We start from the raw sequence: 26,055 nt of genomic DNA on the forward strand, positions 1-26,055 counted from the left end.
GCTCACTCAGGACAGACCGGCCTTCGTGCACGCGTCGGCGTACTCGGCGGTGCAGATCTGGTCGACGGTGTAGAACTCGTCCTTGACGACCGTGTCGCCCACGTTGTCCTGCTTGACCGAGATCGGGTCGAGGATGAACGAGGGCACGCCCTGGAAGTCCTCGGTGCCGCTGATGTCCTCGCCGTTGACGAGGTCGACGGCCAGCTCGGCGGCCTGCTCGGCCTCGGCCTTGATCGGCTTGTAGACGGTCATGAACTGCTGACCGGCGATGATGCGCTGGATCGCGGCGAGCTCGGCGTCCTGCCCGGTGATCGGCGGGACGTCGCCGGCGCCGGCGGATTTGAACGCGGCGAACACGCCACCGGCCTGGCCGTCGTTGGCGGCGTACACCCCGGCCAGGTCGCCCGGGTCGACCTTGTTGAACTGCGAGCTGGTGAACTTCTGGGCGTTGTCCGGGCTCCAGTCGGGGTTGTCGTACTCGGCCACGATGTTCAGGCCGCTGGCGTCGAGCACCGAGTGCGCGCCCTTCTTGAACTGCGCGGCGTTCGGGTCGGTGGGCGAGCCGTTCAGCATGAGGATGTCGCCCTTGTCGCCGGTGGCCTCCACGAGGGCCTCGCCCTGCATCTGGCCGACTCGCTCGTTGTCGAAGGAGATGTAGTAGTCGGCGCCCTCGATGAAGCGGTCGTACGCGACGACCGGCACGTCGGAGCCCTGGGCGGACTTGACGATCGTGGTCGCGGCCTTGCCGTCGACCGGGTCGAGCACCAGCACGGACGCGCCGTTGGTGATCGCGGACTGGGCCTGCTGCTGCTGCTTGGACGCGTCCTGGTCGGCGTTGAGGTAGTCGACCTTGCAGTCGTCGCACAGCTCCTTGACCTTGGCCTCGAAGAGCGGCTTGTCGAAGCTCTCGTAACGGGTGGTCTTGGTCTCGGGAAGCAGGAGAGCGATGGTCTTGCCCTCGTCCGAGCCGCTGTCGCCGTCGTCGTTGGAGCCGCAAGCAGCGAGGCTGCCGAGGCCGATCGTCAGGGTCGCCGTCACCATGGCGACACGGGAGATGGTGTTCACAGTTCCTCCAAGAAATGTCGACCCCACGTCGGCGTGGGGCATGACCAGTGAACTACGTCACAACTTTGACGTCAAGAGATGAACGCAAATCCGGTCGCTACACCGTAAGGCATGACGTTGCCTTCAGGTCTTGACGACAACTGCGACGTCAGTCACAGTGGACGCCATGTCCACCAGCCCCGGCTCGACCGCCGCCCTGCGCGCCTCCAACCAGAGTCGGGTCGTACAGGCGGTACGCGAGGCCGGTGGCCTCAGCCAGGCCCAGATCGCCCGCCGGACGCAACTGGCCCCGGCCACCGTGTCGGGCATCATCCGCGAGCTCGTGGCCGCCGGCTTCCTGCAGTCCGAAGGCGGTGCCGGGCGCCGTGGCGCGACCGTCACGGTCTCGCGCGGTGCCGGCGTCGTGGCGGGCGTGGACTTCGGCCACGCCCACCTGCAGGTCGCGCTGGCCGATCTCGGCGGCGAGATCAGCGACTCGCGCCTGGCCCCCCTCGCGCCGGACGCCCCGAGCGACGGCTCGTTGGCCCTGGCCCGCACGATGATCGACGACCTGCTCGGGTCGGCCGGCCTCGGCCACGACAGCCTGCGCGCGGTGGGCATGGCGATCCCCGCCCCGATCGGTCGCGACGGGATCATCGACTCCGGCTCGATCCTGCCCGGGTGGGTCGGCGTGGAGGCCCGCGCCGCCGCCGAGAAGGTCTTCGAGCGCACCACCGTCGTCGACAACGACGCCAACCTCAGCGCCCTGGCCGAGTGGAGGCTGGGCGCCGGGCGCGGTCATCAGGACCTCGTCTACATCAAGATCGCGTCGGGCGTCGGCTGCGGGCTCGTCCTGGACGGCCGGATCCACCACGGGGGCCTCGGCACCGCCGGCGAACTCGGTCACCTGACTATTGACGAGTCCGGTCCCCTGTGCCGGTGCGGCAGCCGCGGCTGCCTCGAGGCCTATGTCGGCGGCGCGGCCCTCATCGCCCAGTACGCCCCCACCGGCGGAGAGCTGGACGTTCCGGGGTTCGTCGAGCGGGCCCTGCGCGGCGACCAGGGCGCCCGCCGACTGATCGAGGACGCCGGCCGCCACCTCGGTGAGGCCGTCGCGGCGGTCGCGAACCTGCTGGGCCCCGAGGTCGTCGTGATCGGAGGCGACCTGGCGGCCGCCGGCGACCTGCTGCTGGACGAGGTCCGGGCCTCGATGCGCCGCCACGCCCTGACCCCGGTCGCCCGCGAGGTGCGGGTCACCGGCTCGGAACTGACCGGGCGCCCCTCGTGCGTGGGCAGCGTGCTGATGGCCCTCGAGGCCGTCGAGCTGCCGGGCTGATCAGGCCAGCCGGGCCGCCGCGGCGGCGATGCGCTCGTCGGTGGCCGTGAACGCGAACCGCACGTGGTGCGAGCCCGTGGCCCCGTAGAAGTCACCCGGTGCGACGAGGATGCCGCGATCGGCGAGCCAGTCCACCGTCTCGCGGCACGGCTCCCCGCGGGTGGCCCACAGGTAGAGCGACCCCTGCGAGTGGTCGATGCGGAAGCCCGCGCCCTCCAGCGCGGCGCGCAGCGTGGAGCGGCGCGCGAGGTACCGCTCGCGCTGCTCGTCGACGTGGACGTCGTCGCCCAGGGCGGCCTGCATCGCGGCGGCCACCGGCGTGGGCAGCATGAAGCCCAGGTGCTTGCGCACGGCCAGCAGTTCGGCGACCACCGACCTGTCGCCCACGACGAACGCGTCGCGGTAGCCGGCCATGTTGGACCGCTTCGAGAGCGAGTGCAGCGCGATGATGCCGTCGAGCGACCCGCCGTTGACCTCGGGGTCGAGCACCGAGACCGGCTCGCCCTCCCAGACGAACTCCAGGTAGCACTCGTCGCTCACGAGCAGCGCGCCTGACTCGCGGCAGAAGTCCACCCACGCCTTGAGGTGCTCGCGCCCCACGACGCGACCGTGCGGGTTCGCGGGGAAGTTGATGAAGACCAGCTTCGGCCGCTGCGGACCGAACGCGACGCGCGAGTCCGTGGGGATCGCGGTGGCGCCCGCGTACGCGGCGCTCACGGCGTAGGTCGGGTAGGCCGTCTCCGGGAGTCCGACGACGTCGCCGGGACTGACGCCGAGCTGCACGCACAGGTTGGCGATGAGCTCCTTGCTGCCGATCGTGGCGAGCACGTTCTCAGTGCCCACCCCCGTGATCGCGAAGCGGCGCTCGAGCCAGTCGACGACCGCGCGGCGCAGCGATTCAGGCCCCAGGACCGTGGGGTACCCCGGCGAGTCGGCGGCGGCGATCAGGGCCTGCCGCGCGACCTCGGGGGTCGGGTCGACCGGGGTGCCGATCGAGAGGTCGACGAGTCCGTCGGGGTGCTCGGCCGCGCGGGCCTTGGCGGCGGCGATCGTGTCCCAGGGGAAGTCGGGGAACCGTTCCGACACCCGGACGCCTGGCACCGTCACTCCTGGTTCTGCGGGGGCAGCGCCTTGATGAGCGGGTGGTCGTCGTCGATCACGCCCATCTTCGCCGCGCCGCCGGGCGAGCCGAGGTCGTCGAAGAAGTGCACGTTCGCGTCGTAGTAGTCCTTCCACTCGTCCGGGGTGTCGTCCTCGTAGAAGATCGCCTCGACCGGGCAGACCGGCTCGCAGGCGCCGCAGTCCACGCACTCGTCGGGCTGGATGTAGAGCATGCGGTTGCCCTCATAGATGCAGTCGACCGGGCACTCGTCCACACAGGCACGGTCCTTGATGTCGACACACGGCTGGGCGATCACATACGTCACGGGCTTGCTCCTTCGGTTCTGCTCCAGTATCGCGTGCCCGACCCGAGTCGCGCTGGGCGGGTTCGCCTCATGAGATCGTGGCGTCGTGGATCTGGTCGGACGCCGCGTCTCCGTGCGGCATCGTGCGGCGGGTGGGGTGCGCGACGTCGTCGGCCGCGTGCTCAGCGCCGACCCCGACGGGCTGCGCATCGAGCGGCGCGACGGCGACCTCGCGTTCGTTCCCGCGGGCACGGTCCTGGCGATGCGCGTGGTCCCGGATCGGCCCGTGCGCACCCGTCCTGCCACCGCCGTCTCCCCCGAGGACCTCACCCGGATCACGTCGCGCGGCTGGCCCGCCGTCGAGTCCGCGCCGCTGGGCGACTGGGAGCTGCGGGCGTCGGACGGGTTCACCGGCCGGGCGAACTCCGCAGCCGTGCACGGCGACTCCGGCGTGGAGGATCCGTTCGGCGCGGTCATCGACTTCTACACGACGCGCGGCCTGCGGCCGCTCGTGCAGCTGGTCGAGGACTCGCCCTGGCACCGGCGGTTCGTGGCGGCGGGCTGGACCGGTGTGGTCGACCAGCCCCCGGGCGCGATCGTGCAGGTGGCCGACCTGCGCTCGGCACCCGAGCCGGACCCCGAGGCAGTCGTCCGCGATCACGCCACCGACGCGTGGTTGGCGCTCTACGGGCGCGTTCGCGATCCCGCCGCCGCGCGCGCCGTGATGGAGGGGCCCGCGACCGTGGGGTTCGTGTCGATCGGCGACGTGGCGATCGGGCGCGTGGTGGTGACCGGCGAGTGGGCCGGGCTGGCCGCCGTGGAGGTCAACCCCGCCCACCGGCGCCGCGGACTGGCCCGGCGCATCGTCGAGACCTCGCTGGCCTGGGCCGTCGCCCACGGCGCCGACAAGGCCTACCTGCAGACGATGCGCGACAACGCCCCCGCCCTCGCGCTCTACGAGCCCTACGGCTTCACGACGCACCACGCGTACCGCTACCTCACACCCGGCTGACCCGCGGTGGTTTCGATATGCCGGCTCGTTCCTCGCCGTGCTACTCAACCACCGGTGATCGAGTGCCGGCGAGCTTGCGAGACGGTGTATCGAGATCACCGTCTGCGCGAGGTCAGTCGGCCTTGGGCTTCTTGCCGCAGATGACGCGATCGGCCGCCTGGTAGTAGGCGGTGTCCTTCTCGGTCTTGACGCGCTTGCCGCCCTGGTAGAAGTCGCGGTGGATGTCGATGTCGAAGCCGGTGACCGGGGCCTGGCTGACGCACGCGTCGGTGTCGTCGTACTGCGTGCCGGGCTCGCGGAAGTTGTAGCGCTCGCTCGAGCGCGACTTCACCGTGTAGACCTTCGTGCCGTACATCTCCACGTTCATCCGGCCGACCGTGCCCGGGGTGCTCTTGTCGACCCAGGCGCGGATGACGACGCCGGTCTTGTAGGGGTTGCGGAACCGCAGGTCGAGGCTGCCGTAGTAGATCGTCGCCTCGCGGCCCACCGGGTAGCGGTCGATGTAGAAGGCGTGCGGATGGTGCTCGATGTCGTCGAGGCCGGAGAAGAACGCCGCGTTGTACGCCGTGGTGGCGACCTGCGAGACGCCACCGCCCAGCTCCTCGCGGAACACTCCCCCGTTGATGACGAAGCCCGCGACGAACCCGTTGGCCGCCGTCCGCTCGCCGACGATGTCGTTGAAGCTGAAGGTCTCGCCCGGCTCGAGGATGACGCCGTCGATGCGGCGGGCGGCCTCGGCCTGGTTGGTGTTGCGGTAGTCGGCGTGCGGGTACTCGGTGGTGAAGCTGCCGATCTTCTCCTTGATGCCGAGGGCCTGGGCGTCCTTCGTGGTGAACTCGGGCTGCACCGCGCTGGCCTCGACCGTGATCGAGCGAGCGGCGCCGGTCTTCGTCAGCACCGGAACCAGCTGCTTCGCCATGGTGTCGGGATCCAGGCCGACGCCGGCCTTGCTGGGCACGACCACGGCCTTGCCGCCCTCGAAGCGGAACGAGGCGTCGACCGCGCGCTTGCCGATGCCCGTGGTGGAGCTGGTGAGCGGCTTCGCCAGGTCCTTCGCGTCGACGACCGGGACCATCGTCCCGTCGCTGACCACCACCGACAGTGCGGGCGCATAGGCGGTGACGGGCAGGTCGACCGTGGAGTCGCCCACCTTCAGCGCCACGGGGCCGGCGACGGCCGGCTCAGCGATGTCGCGCAGGGCCTGGCGCAGTCCGGCCACGTCGACGGCCGGGGCGACGGACTCCACGGGGACCTCGACGGGCTCGTCGGTGGTCAGCCACGCGTCCCGGATCTCCGCGGCGAACTCGTCCTGCGGGACCTCGTTGCCGGCCTTCGGTCGGCGCGCCTTGGGCTTCGCGTCGGGAAAGGTGATCTGCGCCTCCACGACCGGCTGGTCGACCGTCTCGGCGATCGACGCGACGGCTGCGGAGAGCTTCGCGGTGTCCACGTCGAGCACGGGATCGTGGGCGGAGCCGCCGGCGACGAGGGCGATCATGTCGCGCGGGTCCCACGACCGGCCACCGGCGGACTTGACGCTGGCGGGGACGTCCACCGCGAGACCGGCCTGCGTGGGCTGGATCTCGATCTCGCGATCCTCGAACGTGGCGACGATCGGCTCGTCGACGCGATCGGCCAGACCCTGCGTGAGGGCGTCCTCCGCGGCGTCGGGGCTCATGCCGCCGACGTCCACCCCGGCGATCGAGGTGTCGGCGGGCAGGCGCTGGCCGGTCATCACGTAGCCGGCAACGTAGGCGATCGCGAGCACGGACACGACGGCGCCGAGGGCGATCAGCCCGCGACGGCGACTCATGCGCCCCCTCGGTAGACGGTCTTCTCGGAGTCGTCCTGGCGGATGATCGAGCCGTAGTGCGAGCGGTAGTACAGCAGCGGGTCGTCGGTCTCGTCCTGGTACTGCGCCCACGTGACGCGCCCGATGAGGATCAGGTGGTCGCCGCCGTCGTGCTCGGCCTCGGTCTCGCACTCGAGCCAGGCCAGGGCGTCGTCGAGCAACGGCAGGCCACCCGGGCTGCGGTGATGCTCGATGCCGGCGAACTGCGTGTCGAGCGGGCGGCCACGATGGGCGAACCAGGCCGAGGTCTCACGGCCGTGCTCGGACAGGATCGAGACGCCCCACCGGCGCGACTCGCGGACGGCGTCGTGGAAGCGACTGCCCTTGTTCGAGCACACCAGGACGAGCGGGGGAATGAGGGACACGGACGTGAACGCGCTCGCGGTCATGGCGTGATCGATGCCGTCGTGCTGGGTGGACACGACGGTCACTCCGCTGGCGAATCGCGACAGCGCACCCCGGAAAGCAGCTTGATCGACGGACTTCTCCACCCGCCAAGCCTACGGGCTGCGGCCCAAGCGGCAGTTCGGCCCGACCGTCAGTCAAGACCGGCGAACAGATCCTCCTCGAATCCCGACTCGCCGACGGGGCCCCGGCGACCCTTCGCCAACCGGTAGTACTCGGTGCCCCAGGCGATCGCCGCGAGGTCGATGCCCATCGCGAAGAAGACCCCGTCGGGGGTGATCTGCGTGGCGTGCGCCCGCATCGCGTCGAGCTTGGCGGTGACGTGCTCGGGGGTGGACGAGACGGCCGTGCTGAGGTCCTCGTCCTCGATGAACATCGGCGGGAGGTTCTCCGGGTCGATCTCGAACGGCGGGGGCTGGCCGGCGTCGGCCATCATCCTGGCGCCCTCGCGCATGCGGGAGGCGGACTCGGCGGTCCAGTAGATCTTGGGCACGTCCCACGCCGGGCCAAGGTCGCGCCGGTGCGACTCGACGGCCGCCAGCGCCGCGGCGTAGTGCGCCACGCGGTGCGCCTGGATGTGGTCGGGGTGGCCGTAGTTGCCGAACTCGTCGTACGTGACCAGCACGTGGGGGCGCAGCTCGCGGATCACCGCCACGAGGTGGTTCGCGGCCTCGAGGAGGTCGGCGCGCCAGAAGGCGCGCGGGTCGATCTCCTCCATCGCGGCGGCGTTGCCGTTCTCGTCCCAGACCATGCCGGAGTCGCGATACGTGCCGTCGCCGCCGAGCCGGCGGAAGTCGGTGACGCCCAACTGGGCCATCGCGTCGCTGAGCTCGATGAGCCGCTGGGGACCGAGCCGGTCCTCCTGCTCGGCGGCGAGGTGCTCCAGCTCGGGGACGAGGACCTCCCCGTGCTCGCCCAGGGTGCAGCTCACGAGCGTGACGTGGGCCCCCTCGGCGACGTACCTGGCCATCGTGAGGCCCGATTGGATGGACTCGTCGTCGGGGTGGGCGTGCACGAGGAGCAGTCGGCGATCGGACATGCCCCCAATGTAGGGGCCGACGGTGACAGCCCGCCCTGACAGGATGGGAGGCATGACGGAGTCCTACCCCCGACTGGCCGCACGCACGCTGCGCTTCACCCTCGGCATCCCCCGCAACCTGACGGTCTCGCCGGACGGCGCCACCGTGCGCTTCATCCGCACGCCCGACGGCGTCACGCGCTCGGGCGCGCTCTGGGAGTACGACGTCGCCACCGGCGAGGAGTCCCTCCTGGCCGACCCGGTCGACGTGCTCGGCGGCGCCGACGAGGACCTCTCCCCCGAGGAGCGCGCCCGCCGCGAGCGCAGCCGCGAGGGCGCCGGTGGCCTCGTCTCCTACGACGTCGACGGCACGGGCCGCTGGGCCTGCTTCCCCTTGTCGGGACGGCTCTTCGCGATCCACCTCGGCGCTGGCGCCGTGCGCGAGCTGCCGGCGTCCGGCGCCGTCATCGACCCGCGCCTCGATCCCACGGGCCGGCACGTCGCGTACGCCAACGCCGCGGGCGAGCTGCGCGTGGTGGGCGTGGCCGGGACCGACGACCGCGCCCTGGTCAGCCCCGACTCCGCCACGCAGGCCTGGGGCCGGGCCGAGTTCATCGCCGCCGAGGAGATGGACCGCTTCCGCGGCTTCTGGTGGGCGCCCGACGGTCGATCGCTGCTGGTGGAGCGGTACGACGACGCCGACGTCCAGGTGTGGCACATCGCCGATCCGGCGAACCCCGACCAGCCCGCCGTGGAGCAGCGCTACCCCGCCGCCGGCACGACGAACAGCACGGTCACCCTCTGGCACGTCGGCCTCGACGGCGAGGCGCCCACCGAGATCGTGTGGGACCACGAGGCCTTCGAGTACCTCGCGCGGGTCGACTGGTCGCAGGGCCACGACCCCGTCCTGCAGGTGATCAGCCGCGACCAGCGCAGCAGCCTCGTCCTCGAGGCCGATCCCGCCACCGGCGCCACCCGCACCCTGCGCGAGCTGACCGACGACGCCTGGGTCGAGCTGTCCTCGGCACCCCGCCGTGACGCGCAGGGCCGCCTCGTCACGCTCGAGGACGTCGCCGACCGCCGGCGGGTGTGCCTCGACGGCTCCCCCGTCAGCGGCGACGAGTGGCAGGTGCGCTCGATCGTCACGATCGACGAGGCGGGCATCCTCACCACCGCCTCGGCCGAGCCCACCGAGGTCCAGCTCGTGCGCTTCGGGGCCGACGGCTCCGCCGAGGTGCTGACCGAGGGCGCGGCCGTGCACGGTGCCGTCGCCGAGGGCGGCACCACCGTCGTGGTGCGTCACGGCCTCGACTCCTCGTCCGCCACGATCTCCGTCCACGCCGGCGACGCCACGGGCGCGATCCGCGTCCTCGCCGAGCCCGCACCCTTCACTCCCGAGGTCGAGATCGTCCACCTGGGCGAGCGCGACCTCCGGGCCGCGGTGCTCTTCCCCCGCGACCACGTGCGCGGGTCGCGGCGCCTCCCGCTGCTGATGGATCCGTACGGCGGCCCGCACGCCCAGCGCGTGCTGGCCTCGGGACGGATGTTCCTCGAGGCCCAGTGGATGGCCGACCAGGGCTTCTGCGTGGTCGTGGCCGACGGGCGCGGCACGCCGGGGCGCGGCTCCGCGTGGGAGCGCGAGATCCGCGACCGCTTCGCCGAGGTCACGCTGCAGGACCAGGTCGACGCCGTCGCCGCGGTCGCCGCGCGGTTCCCCGACGACATCGATCCCGAGCGCGTCGGCATCACCGGGTGGTCCTACGGCGGGTACCTGGCGGCGCTGGCCGTGATGGCCCGTCCCGACGTCTTCCACGCGGCGGTCGCCGGCGCTCCCGTCACCGAGTGGCGGCTGTACGACACCTGCTACACCGAGCGCTACCTCGGACACCCCGACGAGCAGCCCGACGTCTACGACGCCAACTCGCTGCTGCCGCTGGCGCCGCGGCTGGAGCGTCCGCTCATGCTCATCCACGGCCTGGCCGACGACAACGTGGTCGCGGCGCACACGCTTCGGCTGTCGTCAGCCCTGCTGGCGGCGGGGCGCCCCCACACGGTCCTGCCGTTGTCGGGGGTCACCCACATGACGCCTCAGGAGGAGGTCGCGGAGAACCTCAAGCTCATACAGATGGAGTTCCTGCGGCAGCAGCTGGCTTGACCAGCCGCAGGCGACGGCCACCTTGGCCGGCGACCGGACGGTTGATCGGCACCACGTCGCCGTGACCGCCGGGGACCTCGACGAGTGAGGCCATCGCCTTGCCGAACTCCTCGACCGCCTGGTCGGCCGCGTCGAGGCGGCCGGCCTGCAGGTGGAAGGACTGCCACATCTCGGGGTACTCCCGGGCGATGACGCGGGGACTGTCGGACTTCAGCGTCACCTTCTGCAGGAACGCCTCGGAGTCCGTGCGCAGCGGGTCGAGGCCGCTGTAGTGGACGACGATCGGCGGCAGCCCGTCGAAATCGCCGTGCAGCGGCGAGACGCCGGGATCGAGCGGATCGGCGCCGCCCAGGTACGTGCGGGCCCAGCGGGTGGCCAGGGCCGGGGTGAACCACGGGTCCGAGGCCGAGGGGCGCGAGCGCTCGATGTCGGCGTTCATGTCGAGCCAGGGGCTGATCATGCCGATCGCCGCGGGCATCGGCAGGCCGAGGTCGCGGATCTCGAGCGCCATGGCCAGGGCCAGGCCGGCGCCGGCGTCGTCGCCCGCGAGGACGACGGTGCTCGGGTCGACGCCGTAGGACGGGAGCGCCCGGTAGAGCGCGATGAGCATGTCCAGCGCGGCCGGGTAGGGGCTCTCGGGAGCGAGCGGGTACTCGGGCAGCAGGACGTCCATGCCGGCGTGCATCGCCACGTGGGCGGCGAAGGCACGGTAGGCACGCGAGCTGCCGACGACGTGACCGCCGCCGTGCAGGTAGATCATGGTGGCGCGGCCGGTGGCCGGACCGGTGCCCTCGACGGTGACGAACTGCACGGGCAGTCCGGCGATCACGTCGAAGTCGTAGATCGCGCCCTCAGGGGCACGGGCAGCAGAGGCGATCGAGTCGGCCATGGTGCGCTTGGCACCGAGGCTGACGCGGGTGGAGTGCATCACGGGTCGCGCCAGCAGTAGGCGGGTACGGACGAGCGGCTTCGGAACGCTCATGTCTTTCTCCTTCGCGAAGGTCGGGGCAGCATCCGACCTAAGTAAGTAGGTATTGACTTCAAGCAAGTGACGCCAGATTAGGGCGGCGATGACGCCACGTGCAATCGAAACCTGAGAATTTGTGATTCCGGCGACATTTCTTCGTCAATCCAGTCACATTGGTCACATGTCCCCCATTGGTATCAGTGCTCCACTCCCCTGGTGCGGGTGCGTGTCCTACGGTTTCAGCCGTGACCGTTGAACGAGGCCCCAAGCGGCGGATGAGCGCGGAGCGACGCCGTGCCCAGATCATCGACTCGGCGCGTCACGTGTTCGCCCAGAAGGGGTTCGCCGCCACCCGCACGCGAGAGATCGCGGCCGAGGCCGGCATCAACGAGGCGATGCTCTACCGCCACTTCCCCTCCAAGGAGGAGCTCTTCGAGGCGTCCGTGCTCGAGTCGATCGACGCGGCGATGGTGCGAGCCACGGAGAACGCCCGGGGCATCAGCCGCGACCTCGCCGGCTCGGCCACCGACATCGAGGACGGCATCCGGAAGTTCTTCACCGACCTGCTCGACCTCGCCGTCGACCTCGGCCCGCTCATCGGCGCCACCGGCTTCGGCCCGGAGTCGCCGGTCCGCACGAAGCTGATCGAGCGCCTGGACGCACTCTTCGAGGTGGCCACGGCGATCACCGTCAGCGGCATCCCCGATCTCATGCGCGACGACATCGACGTCCGGCTGGGCATGGAGAAGGTCTTCGGCGCGCTGTGGTTCACCGCGGAGATGGCCCGGTGGACCGAGCGGCCGTTCGACCGCGAGACCGTGCTCGACCAGATGATGGTGACGATCTTCGAGGGCATCATCCAACTGCCGGAAGAGGAGACCGCGGTCCCCACCTGAGCGCGAAGCTCCCGGCGAACCGCTGGGCCAGCTCCGGGTCGCCCGCCGCCACCCGCGGCAGCTCGCCGCGCAGGAGGTCGCGCCCCGCGACCAGGACGACGTCCGGTTCGCCCTCGGGAACGGTCCCCGCCACCGGCGGTGCCGGCGGGGCGACCTGGTGGATCACCAGGCTCCCGTCGCCCACCCCCACCCGCAGCACGACCGCCTCGACCCGCAGCTCGTAGTCGGTCGGGGTCGCCGACGCCGCGATCTCGGGCCGGAACGCCGCCCGGAGCGCCACCGTGAGCCCGTCCGCGGTCGTGAGGTCCTCGGCGCCCGGCTCCCCCAGCCGCTCGACACCCCACCGGCTCAGGGCGAGCACGATCGGCTCGAGGCTCCGTCCGACCTCGGTGAGCTCGTAGACGAGCCCGCAGTGGCGCAGCGGCACCCGCTGGACGACGCCGCCCTCCTGCAGGTCCTTGAGGCGCGCCGAGAGGATGTTGGTCGGGATCCGCGGCAGTCCCTGCTTGAGGTCGGTGTAGCGCCGCGCGCCGACCAGCAGGTCGCGCACGATGAGCAGCGCCCACCGCTCGCCGATCACCTCGACCGCGGCGGTGACCCCGTCGTACTGGTCGTAGCTGCGAGCCACCACCGTGTCAGGCCTGCTGCCCCTGCTCGGCGAGGTACGCCTCGGGACCCTGCTCGGCGGCCACCGGATCCATGTACAGGAAGCTCAGGCTGTTCCCGTCCGGGTCGTCCAGGTCACGGCTGTACATGAACCCGTAGTCCTGCACCTCGCGCGGCTCGGAGCCCCCGGCGGCGAGACCGGCCTCGACGACGCGGTCCACCTCCTCGCGGGACGTGCGGCTGAAGGCCGTCGAGACCAGGGCGGTGGTGGCCGGGTCGGCCACCTGCTTGTCGGTGAAGGTCGAGAAGAACTCCCGGGTCAGCACCATGAAGTAGATGTGCTCGTCCCACACGACGCACGCGGCGTTGTCGTCGGTGAACTCCGGCTTGAGGCTGGCGCCCAGCGCCGTGTAGAACGCCTTCGCGCGGTCGAGGTCGGAGGTGGGCAGGTTCACGAAGATGTCGGTCATGATCGAACTCCAGTCGATGACGAGCGGCCCAGCGCCGTCTGCGGAGTGCCGTGATCCCACACTTGCAAAAAACAAGCAACTCGTCAATGGTGCTGCGATCGCTTGATGCGCCGAGGTTCGGCGGGCAGCGGCGCCGGCGCGGCGGAGGGCGGCTCCGGCGCGACGACGACCCATCCCCCGGCCTCCTCGGCACGGTGCGCCAGGGCCGGCACGGAGTCGGCGACCTCGACGAGCCAGGCGGCGTCCTCGAAGTCGTCCTCGCCCGCGAACTCGTCGCGGTGGAGCCGGCAGGCGATGCCCTCGGCCCCGAGCACGGAGGCGAAGGCCTCGGCGTCGTCGCGTTCGTCGAAGTGCACGTCAGCCATGGTGCGACGGTAGCGTCCGGGCCTCCGTCCGCGGCAGGATCCACCGGGTGAGCGCGAGGCCCCACAGCGCCGCCATCACGAACATCACCAGGCCGTAGACGGCCGCCGGCACCGAGAGCTCCACACTGTCGAGCACCTCGACCGCCACGTAGATCGCCAGCGTGGCGTTGTGCACGCCGATCTCGAACGAGCACGCCACCGCCTGTCGCTCGGTGACGCCCGCCCAGGCGGGCACCACGAACCCGATGACCAGGCTCGCGGCGCAGAAGATCGCGACCGCCAGGCCGACCGAGGCCGCGTAGTCCCCCACGTTCGAGCGCTGGTCGACGACGATGCCCACGATGATGATGAACAGCACCAGCGCGGAGCCGATCCGGACGGGCTTGTCCATGCGGTCGGCGAAGTCCGGGCTCTTGGCCCGCACCCACATGCCGAGCACGACCGGGATGAGCACGATGGCGAAGACCTCGACCACCTTGCGGTACTGCAGGGTGACCTCGTCCCCGAGGTCGAAGTAGGCCATCGCCAGGTTCGTGACGATCGGCAGTGAGACGATCGCGACGACCGAGTTGATGGCGGTCAGCGTGATGTTCAGGGCGACATCGCCGCGGAAGAGGTGGCTGAACAGGTTCGCGGTGCTGCCGCCGGGCGAGGCGGCCAGGAGCAGCATGCCCACCGCGAGCACGGGCGGCAGGTCGAGCGCCAGCACGAGCCCGAAGCACACGACCGGCAGCAGCACGAGCTGGCACAGCAGGGCGATCGCGACGGCCTTCGGCGACCTCCGCACCCGCGCGAAGTCCGCGACGGTCAGCGACAGCCCGAGACCGAACATGATGATCCCGAGGGCGATCGGCAGGCCCACGGTCGACAGCATCGAATCCATGGCCGACACCCTACGTGACGGGTGTCACATTCCGGGTCGGTTCAGAGTGCGGCGCGGATGGCCGGCAGGCGGGCCTCGAAGGCGGCCAGCCGGTCGCGCGTGCGCTGCGGCTCGCCCTTGCGCGCGAGGTTGAGCATGCCGGGGTCACCCCGCTCGATGCCGGCGGCGATGCGCTCGGTGGCGGTGGTCATCCGGGCGACCACCGCGTCCAGCAGCGCCATCGGTCCCCACTCGGCGTACGTGTCGACCACGAGGTCCAGTCGCCGGACGACGTCCTCGAGCGGGATCTCGCGGTAGAGCGGGATCGCCGTCCAGCACAGGAAGGCGAGGTCGTCGATGCGCTGCCCCGGCCCGGCCAGGTCCCAGTCGATCATCGCCACGAAGTGCCCGCTCTGGATGATCCAGTTGTAGGCGCCGGGATCGTTGTGGCAGATGATCTCGTCATCGCCCAGCTCGACCTCACCGGCCTGGCGCCACGTGCGCGGGCCGTCGGGGCGAAACTCCTCGACGATGTCGTGGAAGTCGCGCAGCCACGCCACCGCCTCGACGAGCACCGTGTCCAGCACCACCTCGTCGTCGACGGGCACGCCGCGACCCTCGATGTACGAGACGATCTCGCGGTCGTCCTCGTCCAGTCCTGAGACGTGCGGGATGCCGCCGAGGCCCTCGTCGGCGAGCCAGCCCAGCAGCTCGTGGACGGCAGGCGTCCAGGGTCCCGTGGGGCGCCGGACGGTGCGGCCCACGCGCCACACGCCGCCGGAGCCACCGGGGAGGTGTTCGGGGATCTCTTCACCACGTGCCACGCTGGCATCGTGACACACCACCACGCGATCGAGCCTGCCGAGGGACCGCCCCGACCCCGCCTCGCGTGGTCGCTGACCGCCGCGGTGCTCGCCGTGGCCCTCGTGGCCTTCGGCGCCGTGGCCGCCCTGTGGCCCGACCCCGACGACGTCCCGCAGGGCGCCGACCCGTACGGCGCGGTCGCGATCCTCGACGCCACCGTCACCGAGGTCACCCCGTTCGACTGCAACAGCACGGGCACGGGCCCCGACAACATCCCCATGGTCGAGGGCTCGTGCGCGAACGTCACGGCCGAGACCGAGCGCGGGACGTCGGCGGTGTTCACCCTCGATCCGACGCGCTACGTCGGCGGAGCGGTGCAGGAGGGCGACGACATCCGCGTCATCGAGGTCGCCCCCGACGGCCAGCAGCCCACGTACGAGTTCTACGACCACCAGCGCGGTCCCCAGCTGATGATCCTGGCGATCGTGTTCGCGATCCTCGTCGCCGTGGTGGGCCGTTGGCGCGGACTGTTCGCCCTCGTCGGCATCGGCATCACCCTGCTCGTGCTGCTGCGGTTCGTGCTGCCGGCACTGCTGGCCGACCAGCCGCCGATCGCGGTGGCGGTGGCGGGCTCGACCGTCATCATGCTGGCCGTGCTCTACCTGGCCCACGGCGTGTCGATCCGCACCACCGCCGCCCTGTTCGGCACCCTGTTCGGCATCGGCTTCACGGCCCTCGTCGGCGCGATGTCGACGGACTGGGCCCACCTGACCGGGGTCGGGTCCGAGGACGACCACCTGCTGCTCGCCACGGCGCCGCAGATGAGTCTGGCGGGTGTCGTCGCGGCGTCGATGGTGATCGCCGGACTCGGCGTGCTCAACGACGTCACCGTCACGCAGGCGAGCGCGGTGTGGGAGATGCGGGCCCTCAAGCCCACGGCCGGCCGCGCCGAGCTGTTCGGCTCGGCCATGCGCATCGGCCGCGACCACATCGCCTCGAGCGTCTACACGCTCGTCTTCGCGTACGCCGGAACGGCGATGACCACGCTGCTGCTGATCTCGGCCTACCAGCGCCCGCTGCTCGAGGTCGCCGTCACCGAGGGGATCGCGCAGGAGGTGGTGCGCACCCTCGTGGGCGCGATCGGCCTCGTGCTGGCCGTGCCCATCACCACGGTGATCGCCGTGTGGCTCGCGCCCGCCCGCATCGCTGAGCGTGACCTTTCCGGGGTCAACACGCCGTGAAGCACCCCGCGAACGTCACGCTCAGCGCTCCAGACGCGCCCTGATCGCGGCGGCGAAGCGCTCCGCCGCACCCGGGACGAGGTCGAGGTAGAGGCACGGCTCGACGGCCTCGATCTCCATGACCACCGGGCCTGCCGGGCCCGGCACCAGGTCGACGCGCACGTAGAGCGGCAGGCCGAAGCGCGCGGCCAGCTCGCCGTGGGCGGCGTTCGCCAGGTCGAGGTACTCCGGTGCCGCATCGCCGGCGGTGACGAGGTCCTCGTCGTGCATGATCGCGGCCTCGGAGGCCGGGTCGTCGGGGTCGAGCAGCGCGGCCGTGCCCTGCTCGCGCAGGACCGGCTTCTTGTGCAGCACGTGCGAGACCTCGCCGCCGATGAAGACCACGGCCGTCTCGCCCGCGGCGTCGACACCCTCGACGTACGGCTGGACCATCGCGACGCGACCCGACGCGTTGATCTGCGAGATCAGCTCACGCGCGTCGTCGTGGTGATCGGGGTCGAAGCGGCCCGTGTCGCGCCCGCCGGCCGAGACCGTGGGCTTCACGACGACCTCGCCACGCAGCTGCGGCGCCTCGGCCCCGGGCACCACGTACGCGGTGGGCACCGTGGGCACACCGAGCGCGCCGAGGTAGGCCTTGTCCGAGTTGAAGGCGACCAGGTCGGGGGCATTCGAGACACGGTCGCCGAGCGAGCGCACCCACACGACGAACGCCTCGCGCTGGATCGTGTAGTCCCAGGCCGACCGGATGACGACGTGGTCGTAGGCCGACCAGTCGACGTCGGGGTCGTTCCAGACGACGAACTCCGCGCCCACGAGGCGCGCGGCCTCGTGGTCGTCCTCGAACCCGTCAGCGAGTCTGTCGCAGGTGGCGAAGGCGATGCGTGCCACTCAGAGGCCCCGTTCCTTGCGGAACACCGCGACCACTGCATTGGCATGCCCATGCCCGAACCCGAAGTCGTTCTTCAGGAACGCGACCTGCTCCATGTGCTTGGCGGTCACGACCGACTCCAACTGGCGCATCCAGTGCTCGATGGGCTCGCCGTACTTCTTCTCGATCGCCGGGAAGTAGGAGGCGGGGCCCTTCACGTCCTCACTCATGGCCCCGAGCCTAGTCAGTCCCCCGTGCTCCGGGATCCGAACTCCAGCCCCTGGGCGGCGAGCGCCTCGCCGAGCAGGCGCACGGCCTTCGGACCCACGCCGTGCAGGGCCAGGAGCTCGGACTCGGTGAGCCCGGCGACCTGCTCCAGCGAGGTGATGCCCTGCGCGGCGAGAGCGTTCGTCGCGGGGCGCCCGATCGACGCGGGAAGACCGCTGGGTCGGGGTGCATCGGGGTTCGTCATCTGACCTCTCCGTCCAGGTAGTACCAACGATCGTCCTCGCGCACGAACGTCGACCGCTCGTGCAGGATCTCGAGCTCGCCGTCGGCGATGTAGGTCGCGCGGAACTCCACGACTCCCCTGTCGTCCTGCGGTTCGCCGGCGTCGGTGTCCACGATCTGGAGCCCGCGCCAGCGCGGGTTGTCGGAGAGGTCCAGCTCGGCGGGACGGGTCGAGGGGTGCCAGGTGGCGAGCAGCCAGTCGCGGTCGGCGCGCCTGAACGCCTCGAACCGCGAGCGCATGAGCGCCTCGGCGGTCTGTGGCTGGTCCGTCACGACTCCAGCCTCGCACGGCTCCAACCTCGCACGGCACAATCGCGGCATGGACGTGATGCGCTCGATCAGCCTGTTCGCCGTGGCCGCGGTCGCCGAGATCGGCGGCGCATGGCTGATCTGGCAGGGCGTCCGCGAGCACCGCGGCGTGATGTGGATGGGACTGGGCGTCGTCGCGCTCGGGCTCTACGGGTTCGTGGCCACGCTGCAGCCCGACGCGAACTTCGGCCGCATCCTGGCCGCCTACGGCGGCGTCTTCGTGGCGGGGTCGCTGGCCTGGGGGATGCTGTTCGACGGCTTCCGGCCGGACCGCTGGGACCTTGCCGGCGCCGCGATCTGCCTGGCTGGCGTGGCCGTGATCATGTACGCGCCGCGCAGCGCCTGACGCGTCAGACCGAGAGCGAGCGGAGCAGGTTCCCCATGAGCTCCCACAGCACGTGGTGCTCGGGGTCCTTCACCACCTGATCCATTCCCGCGAGCTCCAGCATCATGTAGCCGTGGAGCGCGCTCCACCACTGCGCCGCCACCGCCTTCGGGTCGTCGGGGCGCAGTCGGCCTGCGTCCATCGCCCGCTCCACGAAGGTCACCAGCTGCCGGAACGCCGCGTACGCCACGTCCGCGTCGGGCCCCTGGCCGCCGAGACCCCGCACGCTGATCGCCCCGAACATCACCGCGTAGAGATGAGGGTTCTGGAGGGCGTTCTCGCGGTAGGCCACTGCGGCCGCCAGCAGATCGGCCGCGGGGTCGTCGGTCCTGTCGACGGCACCCACCCGGTCGATGAGGCGACGGAATCCCTCGGTCGCGACAGCGTCGACCACCCCGCCCATGCTCCCGAAGTGCGTGTAGACGGCCATCGTGGACGTACCCGCGCCGTTGGCCAGCCGGCGGGTCGACAGCGCCGAGGGTCCCTCCTCGTCGAGGATCCGCGCCGCCTCCTCAAGGAGCCGCGCACGGACGGCAGGCGCCTCCGGGCCCGGTACAGAACTCATACTCGACAGCATGACATAACAGCGTTATGGTCGTCGATAACAGTGTTATGCGGCTCGGGCGCGCGTCACCAGGAGAGACGTCATGACCGAGACCATCCACCCCACCACCGAGTCCGCCAACCGGTACCTCCGCGACAACTTCGCGCCGGTGCGCGAGGAGCTCACCGCCACCGACCTCACCGTCACCGGTCGCCTGCCCGACCACCTCGACGGCCGCTACCTGCGCATCGGCCCCAACCCGCTCGACGACCCCGGCGACCAGCACCACTGGTTCCTCGGCGAGGGCATGGTGCACGGCGTGCGGATCCGAGACGGGCACGCCGAGTGGTACCGCAACCGCTGGGTGCGCTCGGCCGCCGTCGCCGACAGCCTGGGCGAGCCGCACCGTGGGACGCCCGGCGAGCGCGACTTCGCCGCGAACACGAACGTGCTGGAGCACCACGGCCGCACCCTGGCGCTCGTCGAGGCCGGGGCACCTCCCTACGAGCTGACCCACGACCTCGACACGGTCGGGCCGTGCGACTTCGGCGGCACCCTGCCGAGCATCCCCGGCCGCCCGGGCTACGCCGCGCACCCCCACCGCGACCCGGGCACCGGCGAGCTGCACGCCCTCTCCTACAACTGGACGGCCGGAAATCGCGTGGCCTACTCGGTGCTCGGGAACGACGGTCGCATCAGGCGGAGCGTCGACGTCGAGGTGCACGGCAGCCCGATGATGCACGACTTCGCCCTCACCGAGCGTCACGTCGTGATCCTCGACCTGCCCGTCACGTTCGACATCGCCACGGCCACCGAGGACGTGCCGCGCCTCGTCCGGCCCCTCGTGCGCGGGCTGCTCAACCGCGTCATCGGGCGCAACCCGCTGCCCGAGCCGGTGATCGCGCGGATCGCCCGCGGCGGCGACGCGGTCTCCCTCCCCTACCGCTGGAACCCCGACTACCCGGCGAGGATCGGGATCATGCCGCGCGACGGCGACAGCGCCTCCGTCCGCTGGTTCGAGATCGCGCCCTGCTACGTGTTCCACACCCTCAACGCGTACGACGACGGCGACACCGTGGTGGTCGACGTGATCCGCCACCCGACGATGTTCGCGACCGTGCTGAACGGGCCGAACGAGGGACCCGCGGTCCTCACCCGGTTCACCCTCGACCTGCGGACGGGACAGGCCCGCGAGACCGGCATCGACCAGCGCTCGCAGGAGTTCCCGCGGCACGACGAGCGGCTCACGGGACGGCGGCACCGTTATGGCTGGGCGGTCGGCTTCGAGGACGGCGCGCCGGGCGACACGCTGCTGCGTCACGACCTCGACACCGGCTCCACGGAGTCGCGCCGCCTCGGCGCGGGCCTGGAGGCGAGCGAGTTCTGCTTCGTGCCGAACCCCGACGGCACGGCCGAGGACGACGGCGTGCTGATGGGCTACGTGCACGACCGCGCGGAGGGGCGCAGCCAGCTGCGGGTGCTCGACGCAGCGACGCTCGACGACGTGGCCACCGTGCACCTGCCCGGCCGGGTGCCGGCCGGCTTCCACGGGAACTGGGCCCCGGAGGGCGCCGACCTCGCGGACGTGTGAGGTCAGTCGGCCGACGTGGCTCGGGCGGCCCGACCGCCGACCACGGCGGCGTGGATCGCGAGCCCGAGGATGGCGGCGCACCCGCCGAGCACCACCGTGATCAGTGCTGCCTCCGGCATCGGGAGGAGGCATGCCGCGGCGACGGCCGCGGAGGTGATCGCCGCTGCCTTGGTCGGTCGCTCGGCCCGCTGGTGAGCGGCCAGCCACGCCTCGTCGCTCGCCATGGTGCTCGGCGTGCGGATGCCGACGAGGGCGTTGCGCTCCAGTCGTCCCGCGGCTGCGGCGCGCGCCATCCACCACAGCAGGGCGGCGACGCCGAGCATCACGAGGCCGACCACGGCCCGGCCCAACATCTCCTCGGTCACCCGTCCACCGTAGGCGACGAACGATGATGCCTTTCGCCCCGCTCAGGTACCCGAATGCCTCATCGTTCGTCCCCTGCGGGCTGGGCCGCGCGGACGTAGGGTCGTCGCGTGGACGACGACGCGTTCGAGACGCTGATGGCCTCGGTGGACCAGCCGCTCGTGGTGGTGACGACAGCCGCCGAGGACGAGCGCGGGATGCCTCGTCGGGTTCCACGCGCAGTCCAGCATCGACTCCGAGCACTACAGCGTGTGGCTGTCCAAGGCGAACCACACCTACCGCACCGGCCTGCGCGCGACCCACTTCGCCGTGCACTTCCTCACCGACCGCGACCTCGCGCTGGCCGAGCGGTTCGGCACCACCTGCAGTGCCGAGACCGACAAGTTCGACGGCCTCGACGTGGACACCGACGAGCACGGGGTCCCGCTGCTGCGCGACTGCCCCAACCGCATCGTGCTCGAGCGGATCGCCCTGCTCGACGACGGCGGCGATCACGTGTGCCTGGCGTCGCGCGTCGTGTCGGCCCACGCGGGCGACCCGTTCACGCCGCTGCGCGTGTCGGCGGCCGACCACCTCGAGCCCGGCCACCCGGCCGAGAGCCGCGCCGTGCACCCCTGACCGTCAGGACTCCAGCAGGGCCGCCAGCGCGTCGAGGTCCTTCGCGATCGTGCGGGCGTCCTGCTCAAACTCCTCGTCCGAGAGGTCGAGCTGACGGACGGTGAAGACCACCTCGGCGCCGTCGGGGTGGGCGAGGACCCGGAGCGGATTCGTGACCGTCGCGCCGGACGGCAGCGTCACGTCGTGGTCGAGGATGCCGAAGGAGTTCCGCGGGACGAAGCGCACGCGCACCTCCCCCATCGGCGACTGCACCACGAGGTGGTCGTCCTTCACCTCGACGTCCGCTTCCGCAAGCCCGGAGGCCCAGCGCGGCAAGTTGGCGGGGGCGACCGCGAACTCGTACACGTCCTGCGGCGAAGCGGCGATGACCCGGCTGACGTGGCGAGACTCCATACCGTGCAGCATGCCACCGACTGGGAGAAGAATGGACCCGTGATCATGCGGCGGTGGCGGGGTGCGGTCAGGGCGGACGACGCTGACGCCTACCTCGCCCACCAGGACGACACCGGCGTACGCGAGTACCGCGCCACCCCGGGCAACCGCGGGGTCTTCGTGCTGCGAAGGCCGCTCGGCAACCTCGTCGAGGTGGTCACGCTCTCGCTCTGGGACTCGATGGACGACGTCCGCCGGTTCGCCGGCGAGCAGCCCGAGGTCGCCGTGTTCTACCCCGGCGACGACGAGCTGCTCGTTGAGAAGGACCTCCACGTGGACCACTGGGAGGTCACCGGCGCCGACCTCGACCTGGGTCCGGGCTGAGCGCGTGAGCACGCGGAGCGTCGCCGAGAAGATGGGCCTGCGAGCGGGCTGGACGGCCCACTTCGTGAACGCTCCCGACGGCGTGCCGGAGTCGATGGGTCTCCCCGACCTCGAGCTGGTCGCGCTCAGCGGCGAGGTCGACTACCTCCACCTCTTCGTCACGACCCAGCAGCAGATGCGTGACGAGTTCCCGCGACTCGTCCCCCACCTCGCGCCGCAGGGCAAGCTCTGGCTGTCGTGGCCGAAGGGCCGCCGGCTCGGGACCGACCTGACCCTGCCGACCGTGATCGAGATCGGCTACGACCACGGCCTCGTGGAGAGCACGTGCCTGTCCGTCGACGCCACCTGGAGCGCGCTGCGCTTCACGCACCCGAAGCCCGGCCGGGAGTACCACAACAGCTTCGGCACCCTGCCCGACCAGCGCTGAATCTCCGCCCGACTGGCCCGATCTTGTGTCGATTGAGCCCAAATGTGGGCGTCAACGGCACAAGATCGCGAACCGCGACGCACCAGGCGGCCCGCGTGGCACGATCAGGCATGCTCACCGTCTCGTGACGCTGGTCGATCGCTCTCGCCGCGCTCGCGCTCGTCGCCGTGGTCTCAGCGACCATCGACTACCACGAGGTGGAGCTGCCGTTCGACATCCGGTGACTCCCCTTCGGCACTGTCGGCCCGGAGTGGTCACTCGGGGTGGCCACGGCCTGCTGCCTCATCGGCACCTTCCTCGCGCCGACACGCCGTCAGTGGTTCAAGGTGTGCGCGGTCGTCGCCGGGGTGCTGTTCTACACCTCGACCTTCCACACCGGCGCTGGCGAGTCGAACGAGTTTCCCAGCGTGATCCTGCCCTACCTCCTGCTGGTGCCCCTGAATCTGCTCGTCGGCACCACGTTGGTCCGGGTGGCCGTCGACGGCGGCAGGCGACCGGAGCGGCAACTCACACATTTGAGGCGGAACTCCACCACGTCGCCGTCAACCATGACGTAGTCCTTGCCCTCCATGCGCACCTTGCCGGCGGCCTTCGCGTCGTTCATCGAGCTGGCAGCGACCAGGTCCCGAAGGACACGATTCCCGGCCCGATCCGTCACGCGGCCAGCGGCGTCGCCTTCTGGGGAACGCTGCCGTACGGCTCGAACGTCGGAGGCCGCTCGCTGACCGTCACTGCAGGAACTCGCCGGGGATGCCCGTCGTGTCCGTCACGGCGCCAGCCTAGGTCGCGACGAAGAGCTCCAGCAGCGCCTGCGCCTGCCGCCGGCGCCAACGGCCATCGCGGGCAGGCCGGGCCGCCCCTCACCTGCGGTGGGTGATGTCCTGCTCTTCGCCACGCGGCACAGTGGCTGACGGGGGTGCGGTGTCGCAACGGCGCGACCTCCACCGTCCGGAAGGCACAGGTGCCGAACGTGACCGATCAATCGCAGGGCCGACTCTCGGATGCGCAGGTCGCCGAGCTGCTCGCGCTGACCAGGGACGTGGACAGCGTCGAGCTCAAGATGACCGTGCCGGACTCGGATCGACGCGCTGCCGTGGTGGCCCTGGGGATGGATGCGCTCGATGCCCAGATTCGCCAGGTGTACTTCTTCGACACTCCTGACCTGAGGCTCGACGAGCACGGTGTCGTCGTCCGGGCCCGCCGAGCGCAGCGGCGGGGAGACGACTCGGTGGTCAAGCTGAGGCCCGTGGCGCCGGCTCACATCCAGGAGGCGTGGGCCTCGGACAACCTCGGGGTGGAGGTCGACGCGATGCCCGGGGGCTTCGTCTGCTCGGCGTCCATGAAAGCCACGTGGGAACCGACCCTGGTGAAGGAGGTCGCCTCAGGCGCGAAGGCGATCCACAAGGCGTACTCCAAGGAGCAACGATCGTTCTTCACGGCCCATGCGCCCGATGGTGTCGAACTGGACGACCTGTCGATCCTCGGCCCCATCACCGTGCTCAAGCTGAAGCTGCATCCACCCGAGCTGCGCATGCGTCTCGTCGCGGAGCTCTGGCTCTACCCAGATGGCTCTCGGATCCTCGAGCTCTCGGCCAAGTGCCCGCCGGCGGAGACCTTTCAGGCCGCGGCCGAGCTGAGGGCCTTCCTGGCCATGAAAGGTCTTGACCTGTCGACCGAGCAGCAGACGAAGACGAAGACGGCGCTCGAGTACTTCTCCGCCCAGCTTTCGGGGAGTGACTAGCCGAATCTCTCGACCAGCAGGCCGTGTCGCAAGCCGCGATCGCTGACCGTGAGCGACTCCTTGCCGAACGCGGCGAGCACCGTTCGCACGATGCACGCACCCGCGAGGATGATGTCGGCCCGTTGGGGCTGCAAGCCGATGATCGAACGACGCTCGTCACTGGAGCGCGTGCGGTAGAGCTCGATCTGCCGGTCGATCTCGGTCCTGTCGAGCACCGTGCCGTGGACGATGTCGGCGTCGTACTCCCCCAGGGCGTGCATGACGGCGGCCATGTTGGTGACAGCGCCACCCATCGCCACGAGCAGGTTCGGTGTCGGCCGGTCGTCGAGCCGGCGGAGGTCCGCAGCGATCGCTGCGAACGCCTCGGCCAGGGCGTCTTCAGAGACTGCCGCGGCGAGGCCGTGTGCCTCCGTGTACCGAACAGCGCCCACGTCCACGCTGAACCGCTCGTCGACCTGGTCACCGTGCCCGAACGTGAACTGCGAACTCCCGCCGCCGGTCTCGAAGACCACGAGGGAACCCGGTGCCGGTCCGATCCCTGCTCTCGTCCCGACATAGGCCAGTCGCGCCTCCTCGTCCCCTGAGACGACCTCGATCGTCAGACCACACCTGTTGCGGACGGCGGCGATGAGGTCCTCGCTGTTCGAGGCGATCCGCATGCCGGCGGTGCCCACCGCGACTGTTTCCGCGGCGCCTGCCTGTGCGGCCTCGTCCGCCATGGCGACGATGGCCTCCACCGTCCGTCCCATGGGGTCCGGGCTGAGTCGGTCGGTCTCGTGCAGGCCTTCCCCGAGCCGCGTGACCCGTGCGCGGTCGGCGACCGTCCGCCAGCGTCCGTCAGCGTCTCGTTCGCCGAGGTGGAACTTGACCGAGTTGGTGCCCACGTCGATGACGCCATAGCGCTCCGTGCCGAGTCGCAGGAGCGACTTGAGACCGCGCGGGAAGCTCACGTTGGGCATCGGTGGCAACCCGAGCTCGCGGAGTGCGGCCATCACCATGGCCGGGTCCTCGGACTCGATCGCGATGGTGCGGGTCGATCCCTCCCCGCTGCCCACTTCGGTCAGCTCGGCCAGACAACCTCCGATGGTGTGGCGTTCCCGCCTCTTGTGCACGTCGGCCGCGACCACGTCGGGGTGGGGGTGCACCAGTTCGTCCATGAACTGGCCCAGCGTGTACATGTCCCGTGCCAGAGGCGGCGACACGACGCCCAGAGCGGCGATGACGGTGCCGACGTCGGCCGAGGACAGGGGGAAGCCAGCCTTCATCACCGGGGACCACTGCTGGAGCCCACGCTCGTCCACGGCGACGAGGTGCTTGACGTCCATCAGGTCGTCGCGGATCTTGACGGTGTCGGTTCCCTCGGCCGACAGCAGGTAGAGCTCGTCGCTCTCCTGAATCCGGTCGGGAGGCGAGAGCATCTGCGCCGACCCGATGTCGACGGCTGAGGCGGCGAAGCTGCGCCACTCCCATCGCGGGGTCGTCTCGGTCACGATCAGGACCACCTCCG

General features: G+C 70.8%; 31 protein-coding genes and 2 pseudogenes. 12 read left to right on the forward strand and 21 right to left on the reverse strand.

Features of this window, described 5'->3' with window-relative positions; all coding sequences use genetic code 11:
* Positions 1-6: 6 nt before the first annotated feature.
* Entirely contained in the window at positions 7-1,041 is a 1,035-nt protein-coding gene (locus B5D60_RS03220) for a substrate-binding domain-containing protein (protein WP_078701255.1), read from the reverse strand.
* Between the two features lie 190 nt (positions 1,042-1,231).
* Between B5D60_RS03220 and B5D60_RS03225 the strand changes: the two genes are divergently transcribed.
* A complete protein-coding gene (locus B5D60_RS03225; RefSeq protein WP_078698821.1) occupies positions 1,232-2,380 on the forward strand; it encodes an ROK family transcriptional regulator in 1,149 nt (382 codons plus the stop codon).
* Here the strand turns inward: B5D60_RS03225 and dapC are convergent, their stop codons facing one another.
* Together dapC and fdxA are read right to left on the reverse strand one after the other, a co-directional pair.
* Positions 2,381-3,466, reverse strand: coding sequence for a succinyldiaminopimelate transaminase (dapC, locus tag B5D60_RS03230; protein ID WP_231948958.1), 1,086 nt, complete (start codon positions 3,464-3,466; stop codon positions 2,381-2,383).
* Between the two features lie 17 nt (positions 3,467-3,483).
* Positions 3,484-3,807 (reverse strand): ferredoxin, encoded by a 324-nt coding sequence (gene fdxA / locus B5D60_RS03235; protein ID WP_078698823.1) that lies wholly within the window; start codon positions 3,805-3,807, stop codon positions 3,484-3,486.
* Positions 3,808-3,892: 85 nt separating this feature from the next.
* Between fdxA and B5D60_RS03240 the strand changes: the two genes are divergently transcribed.
* Positions 3,893-4,798 (forward strand): GNAT family N-acetyltransferase, encoded by a 906-nt coding sequence (locus B5D60_RS03240; protein ID WP_078698824.1) that lies wholly within the window; start codon positions 3,893-3,895, stop codon positions 4,796-4,798.
* 112 nt (positions 4,799-4,910) lie between these two features.
* Here the strand turns inward: B5D60_RS03240 and B5D60_RS03245 are convergent, their stop codons facing one another.
* The 3 genes from B5D60_RS03245 to mshB are packed head-to-tail and all read right to left on the reverse strand — an operon-like array spanning position 4,911 to position 8,091.
* A complete protein-coding gene (locus B5D60_RS03245; RefSeq protein ID WP_078698825.1) occupies positions 4,911-6,608 on the reverse strand; it encodes a VanW family protein in 1,698 nt (565 codons plus the stop codon).
* On the reverse strand, positions 6,605-7,138 hold the full coding sequence (locus tag B5D60_RS03250; protein ID WP_078698826.1) for a flavin reductase family protein: 534 nt from the start codon (positions 7,136-7,138) through the stop codon (positions 6,605-6,607). The genes B5D60_RS03245 and B5D60_RS03250 overlap by 4 nt, the downstream gene beginning before the upstream one ends.
* Before the next feature lie 47 nt (positions 7,139-7,185).
* Positions 7,186-8,091, reverse strand: coding sequence for an N-acetyl-1-D-myo-inositol-2-amino-2-deoxy-alpha-D-glucopyranoside deacetylase (mshB, locus tag B5D60_RS03255; protein WP_078698827.1), 906 nt, complete (start codon positions 8,089-8,091; stop codon positions 7,186-7,188).
* Between the two features lie 52 nt (positions 8,092-8,143).
* On the opposite strand from mshB, the gene B5D60_RS03260 reads away from it, so the two are divergent.
* Positions 8,144-10,225, forward strand: a complete 2,082-nt coding sequence (locus B5D60_RS03260) for a S9 family peptidase (RefSeq protein ID WP_153302859.1) — start codon at positions 8,144-8,146, stop codon at positions 10,223-10,225.
* On the opposite strand, the gene B5D60_RS03265 is transcribed toward B5D60_RS03260, so the two are convergent.
* Complete coding sequence (locus B5D60_RS03265; RefSeq protein ID WP_078698829.1) at positions 10,188-11,207, reverse strand: alpha/beta hydrolase fold domain-containing protein; 1,020 nt, start codon at positions 11,205-11,207, stop codon at positions 10,188-10,190. The genes B5D60_RS03260 and B5D60_RS03265 overlap by 38 nt on opposite strands.
* Positions 11,208-11,437: 230 nt before the next feature.
* On the opposite strand from B5D60_RS03265, the gene B5D60_RS16680 reads away from it, so the two are divergent.
* Positions 11,438-12,088 carry a TetR/AcrR family transcriptional regulator gene (locus B5D60_RS16680; RefSeq protein ID WP_197684383.1) on the forward strand — a complete coding sequence of 217 codons (651 nt, stop codon included), beginning with the start codon at positions 11,438-11,440 and terminating at the stop codon, positions 12,086-12,088.
* Here B5D60_RS16680 and B5D60_RS03275 read toward each other — a convergent pair.
* The 5 genes from B5D60_RS03275 to B5D60_RS03295 form a co-directional block, all read right to left on the reverse strand.
* Positions 12,048-12,719, reverse strand: a complete 672-nt coding sequence (locus B5D60_RS03275) for a winged helix-turn-helix transcriptional regulator (protein ID WP_078698830.1) — start codon at positions 12,717-12,719, stop codon at positions 12,048-12,050. The genes B5D60_RS16680 and B5D60_RS03275 overlap by 41 nt on opposite strands.
* A gap of 4 nt (positions 12,720-12,723) precedes the next feature.
* The gene (locus B5D60_RS03280) at positions 12,724-13,164 is read right to left on the reverse strand and encodes a VOC family protein (RefSeq protein WP_078698831.1); all 441 of its coding nucleotides are present in this window, start codon (positions 13,162-13,164) and stop codon (positions 12,724-12,726) included.
* Between the two features lie 83 nt (positions 13,165-13,247).
* A complete protein-coding gene (locus B5D60_RS03285) occupies positions 13,248-13,529 on the reverse strand; it encodes a hypothetical protein (RefSeq protein WP_197684384.1) in 282 nt (93 codons plus the stop codon).
* The gene (locus tag B5D60_RS03290) at positions 13,522-14,412 is read right to left on the reverse strand and encodes a bile acid:sodium symporter family protein (RefSeq protein WP_078698832.1); all 891 of its coding nucleotides are present in this window, start codon (positions 14,410-14,412) and stop codon (positions 13,522-13,524) included. Before B5D60_RS03290 ends, B5D60_RS03285 begins: the two co-directional genes overlap by 8 nt.
* 41 nt (positions 14,413-14,453) lie before the next feature.
* Positions 14,454-15,215 (reverse strand): phosphotransferase, encoded by a 762-nt coding sequence (locus B5D60_RS03295; protein WP_231948960.1) that lies wholly within the window; start codon positions 15,213-15,215, stop codon positions 14,454-14,456.
* A 9-nt stretch (positions 15,216-15,224) separates the two neighbouring features.
* Here B5D60_RS03295 and B5D60_RS03300 point away from each other — a divergent pair, with 9 nt between their 5' ends.
* Positions 15,225-16,436, forward strand: coding sequence for a YibE/F family protein (locus tag B5D60_RS03300; protein ID WP_078698834.1), 1,212 nt, complete (start codon positions 15,225-15,227; stop codon positions 16,434-16,436).
* 21 nt (positions 16,437-16,457) lie between these two features.
* Here B5D60_RS03300 and B5D60_RS03305 read toward each other — a convergent pair whose 3' ends face one another.
* From B5D60_RS03305 to B5D60_RS03320, 4 genes are read right to left on the reverse strand one after another with little or no spacing between them, the layout of a single operon-like run.
* Positions 16,458-17,324, reverse strand: coding sequence for an ATP-grasp domain-containing protein (locus B5D60_RS03305; protein WP_078698835.1), 867 nt, complete (start codon positions 17,322-17,324; stop codon positions 16,458-16,460).
* Positions 17,325-17,534, reverse strand: a complete 210-nt coding sequence (locus B5D60_RS03310; RefSeq protein ID WP_078698836.1) for a DUF4287 domain-containing protein — start codon at positions 17,532-17,534, stop codon at positions 17,325-17,327.
* Between the two features lie 14 nt (positions 17,535-17,548).
* On the reverse strand, positions 17,549-17,776 hold the full coding sequence (locus B5D60_RS03315; protein ID WP_078698837.1) for a helix-hairpin-helix domain-containing protein: 228 nt from the start codon (positions 17,774-17,776) through the stop codon (positions 17,549-17,551).
* Positions 17,773-18,087, reverse strand: a complete 315-nt coding sequence (locus B5D60_RS03320) for a YchJ family protein (RefSeq protein WP_231948961.1) — start codon at positions 18,085-18,087, stop codon at positions 17,773-17,775. The genes B5D60_RS03315 and B5D60_RS03320 overlap by 4 nt, the downstream gene beginning before the upstream one ends.
* A 46-nt stretch (positions 18,088-18,133) precedes the next feature.
* Here B5D60_RS03320 and B5D60_RS03325 point away from each other — a divergent pair, with 46 nt between their 5' ends.
* Positions 18,134-18,469, forward strand: coding sequence for a YnfA family protein (locus B5D60_RS03325; protein ID WP_078701258.1), 336 nt, complete (start codon positions 18,134-18,136; stop codon positions 18,467-18,469).
* 4 nt (positions 18,470-18,473) lie between these two features.
* Here B5D60_RS03325 and B5D60_RS03330 read toward each other — a convergent pair whose 3' ends face one another.
* The gene (locus tag B5D60_RS03330; protein ID WP_172806245.1) at positions 18,474-19,073 is read right to left on the reverse strand and encodes a TetR/AcrR family transcriptional regulator; all 600 of its coding nucleotides are present in this window, start codon (positions 19,071-19,073) and stop codon (positions 18,474-18,476) included.
* 82 nt (positions 19,074-19,155) lie between these two features.
* On the opposite strand from B5D60_RS03330, the gene B5D60_RS03335 reads away from it, so the two are divergent.
* Positions 19,156-20,643 (forward strand): carotenoid oxygenase family protein, encoded by a 1,488-nt coding sequence (locus B5D60_RS03335; protein ID WP_078698839.1) that lies wholly within the window; start codon positions 19,156-19,158, stop codon positions 20,641-20,643.
* A 2-nt stretch (positions 20,644-20,645) separates the two neighbouring features.
* Here the strand turns inward: B5D60_RS03335 and B5D60_RS03340 are convergent, their stop codons facing one another.
* Complete coding sequence (locus B5D60_RS03340; protein WP_078698840.1) at positions 20,646-21,008, reverse strand: SdpI family protein; 363 nt, start codon at positions 21,006-21,008, stop codon at positions 20,646-20,648.
* Positions 21,009-21,201: 193 nt separating this feature from the next.
* Here B5D60_RS03340 and B5D60_RS03345 point away from each other — a divergent pair.
* Positions 21,202-21,624: pseudogene (locus B5D60_RS03345) on the forward strand (flavin reductase family protein); the annotation flags it as partial.
* Positions 21,625-21,627: 3 nt separating this feature from the next.
* On the opposite strand, the gene B5D60_RS03350 reads toward B5D60_RS03345, so the two are convergent.
* Entirely contained in the window at positions 21,628-22,017 is a 390-nt protein-coding gene (locus tag B5D60_RS03350; protein ID WP_078701259.1) for an SRPBCC family protein, read from the reverse strand.
* Between the two features lie 39 nt (positions 22,018-22,056).
* Here B5D60_RS03350 and B5D60_RS03355 point away from each other — a divergent pair, with 39 nt between their 5' ends.
* The 3 genes from B5D60_RS03355 (at position 22,057) to B5D60_RS17155 (ending at position 23,364) form a co-directional block, all read left to right on the forward strand.
* Positions 22,057-22,380: a hypothetical protein gene (locus B5D60_RS03355; RefSeq protein ID WP_078698841.1), complete on the forward strand. Its 324-nt coding sequence runs from the start codon at positions 22,057-22,059 to the stop codon at positions 22,378-22,380.
* Positions 22,381-22,384: 4 nt separating this feature from the next.
* Positions 22,385-22,807: a hypothetical protein gene (locus B5D60_RS03360; RefSeq protein WP_197684386.1), complete on the forward strand. Its 423-nt coding sequence runs from the start codon at positions 22,385-22,387 to the stop codon at positions 22,805-22,807.
* A gap of 263 nt (positions 22,808-23,070) precedes the next feature.
* Entirely contained in the window at positions 23,071-23,364 is a 294-nt protein-coding gene (locus B5D60_RS17155; RefSeq protein WP_172806201.1) for a hypothetical protein, read from the forward strand.
* On the opposite strand, the pseudogene B5D60_RS17315 reads toward B5D60_RS17155, so the two are convergent.
* A pseudogene (locus tag B5D60_RS17315) lies at positions 23,328-23,432 on the reverse strand (DUF933 domain-containing protein); the annotation flags it as partial. The gene B5D60_RS17155 and the pseudogene B5D60_RS17315 sit on opposite strands and share 37 nt — an antisense overlap.
* Before the next feature lie 336 nt (positions 23,433-23,768).
* On the opposite strand from B5D60_RS17315, the gene B5D60_RS03370 reads away from it, so the two are divergent.
* On the forward strand, positions 23,769-24,548 hold the full coding sequence (locus tag B5D60_RS03370; protein ID WP_153302860.1) for an adenylate cyclase: 780 nt from the start codon (positions 23,769-23,771) through the stop codon (positions 24,546-24,548).
* Here B5D60_RS03370 and B5D60_RS03375 read toward each other — a convergent pair.
* Complete coding sequence (locus B5D60_RS03375) at positions 24,545-26,038, reverse strand: Ppx/GppA phosphatase family protein (RefSeq protein WP_231948962.1); 1,494 nt, start codon at positions 26,036-26,038, stop codon at positions 24,545-24,547. The genes B5D60_RS03370 and B5D60_RS03375 overlap by 4 nt on opposite strands.
* Positions 26,039-26,055 lie beyond the last annotated feature (17 nt).

The organism is Aeromicrobium choanae (genome assembly GCF_900167475.1).
Taxonomy (GTDB): Bacteria; Actinomycetota; Actinomycetes; order Propionibacteriales; family Nocardioidaceae; genus Aeromicrobium; species Aeromicrobium choanae.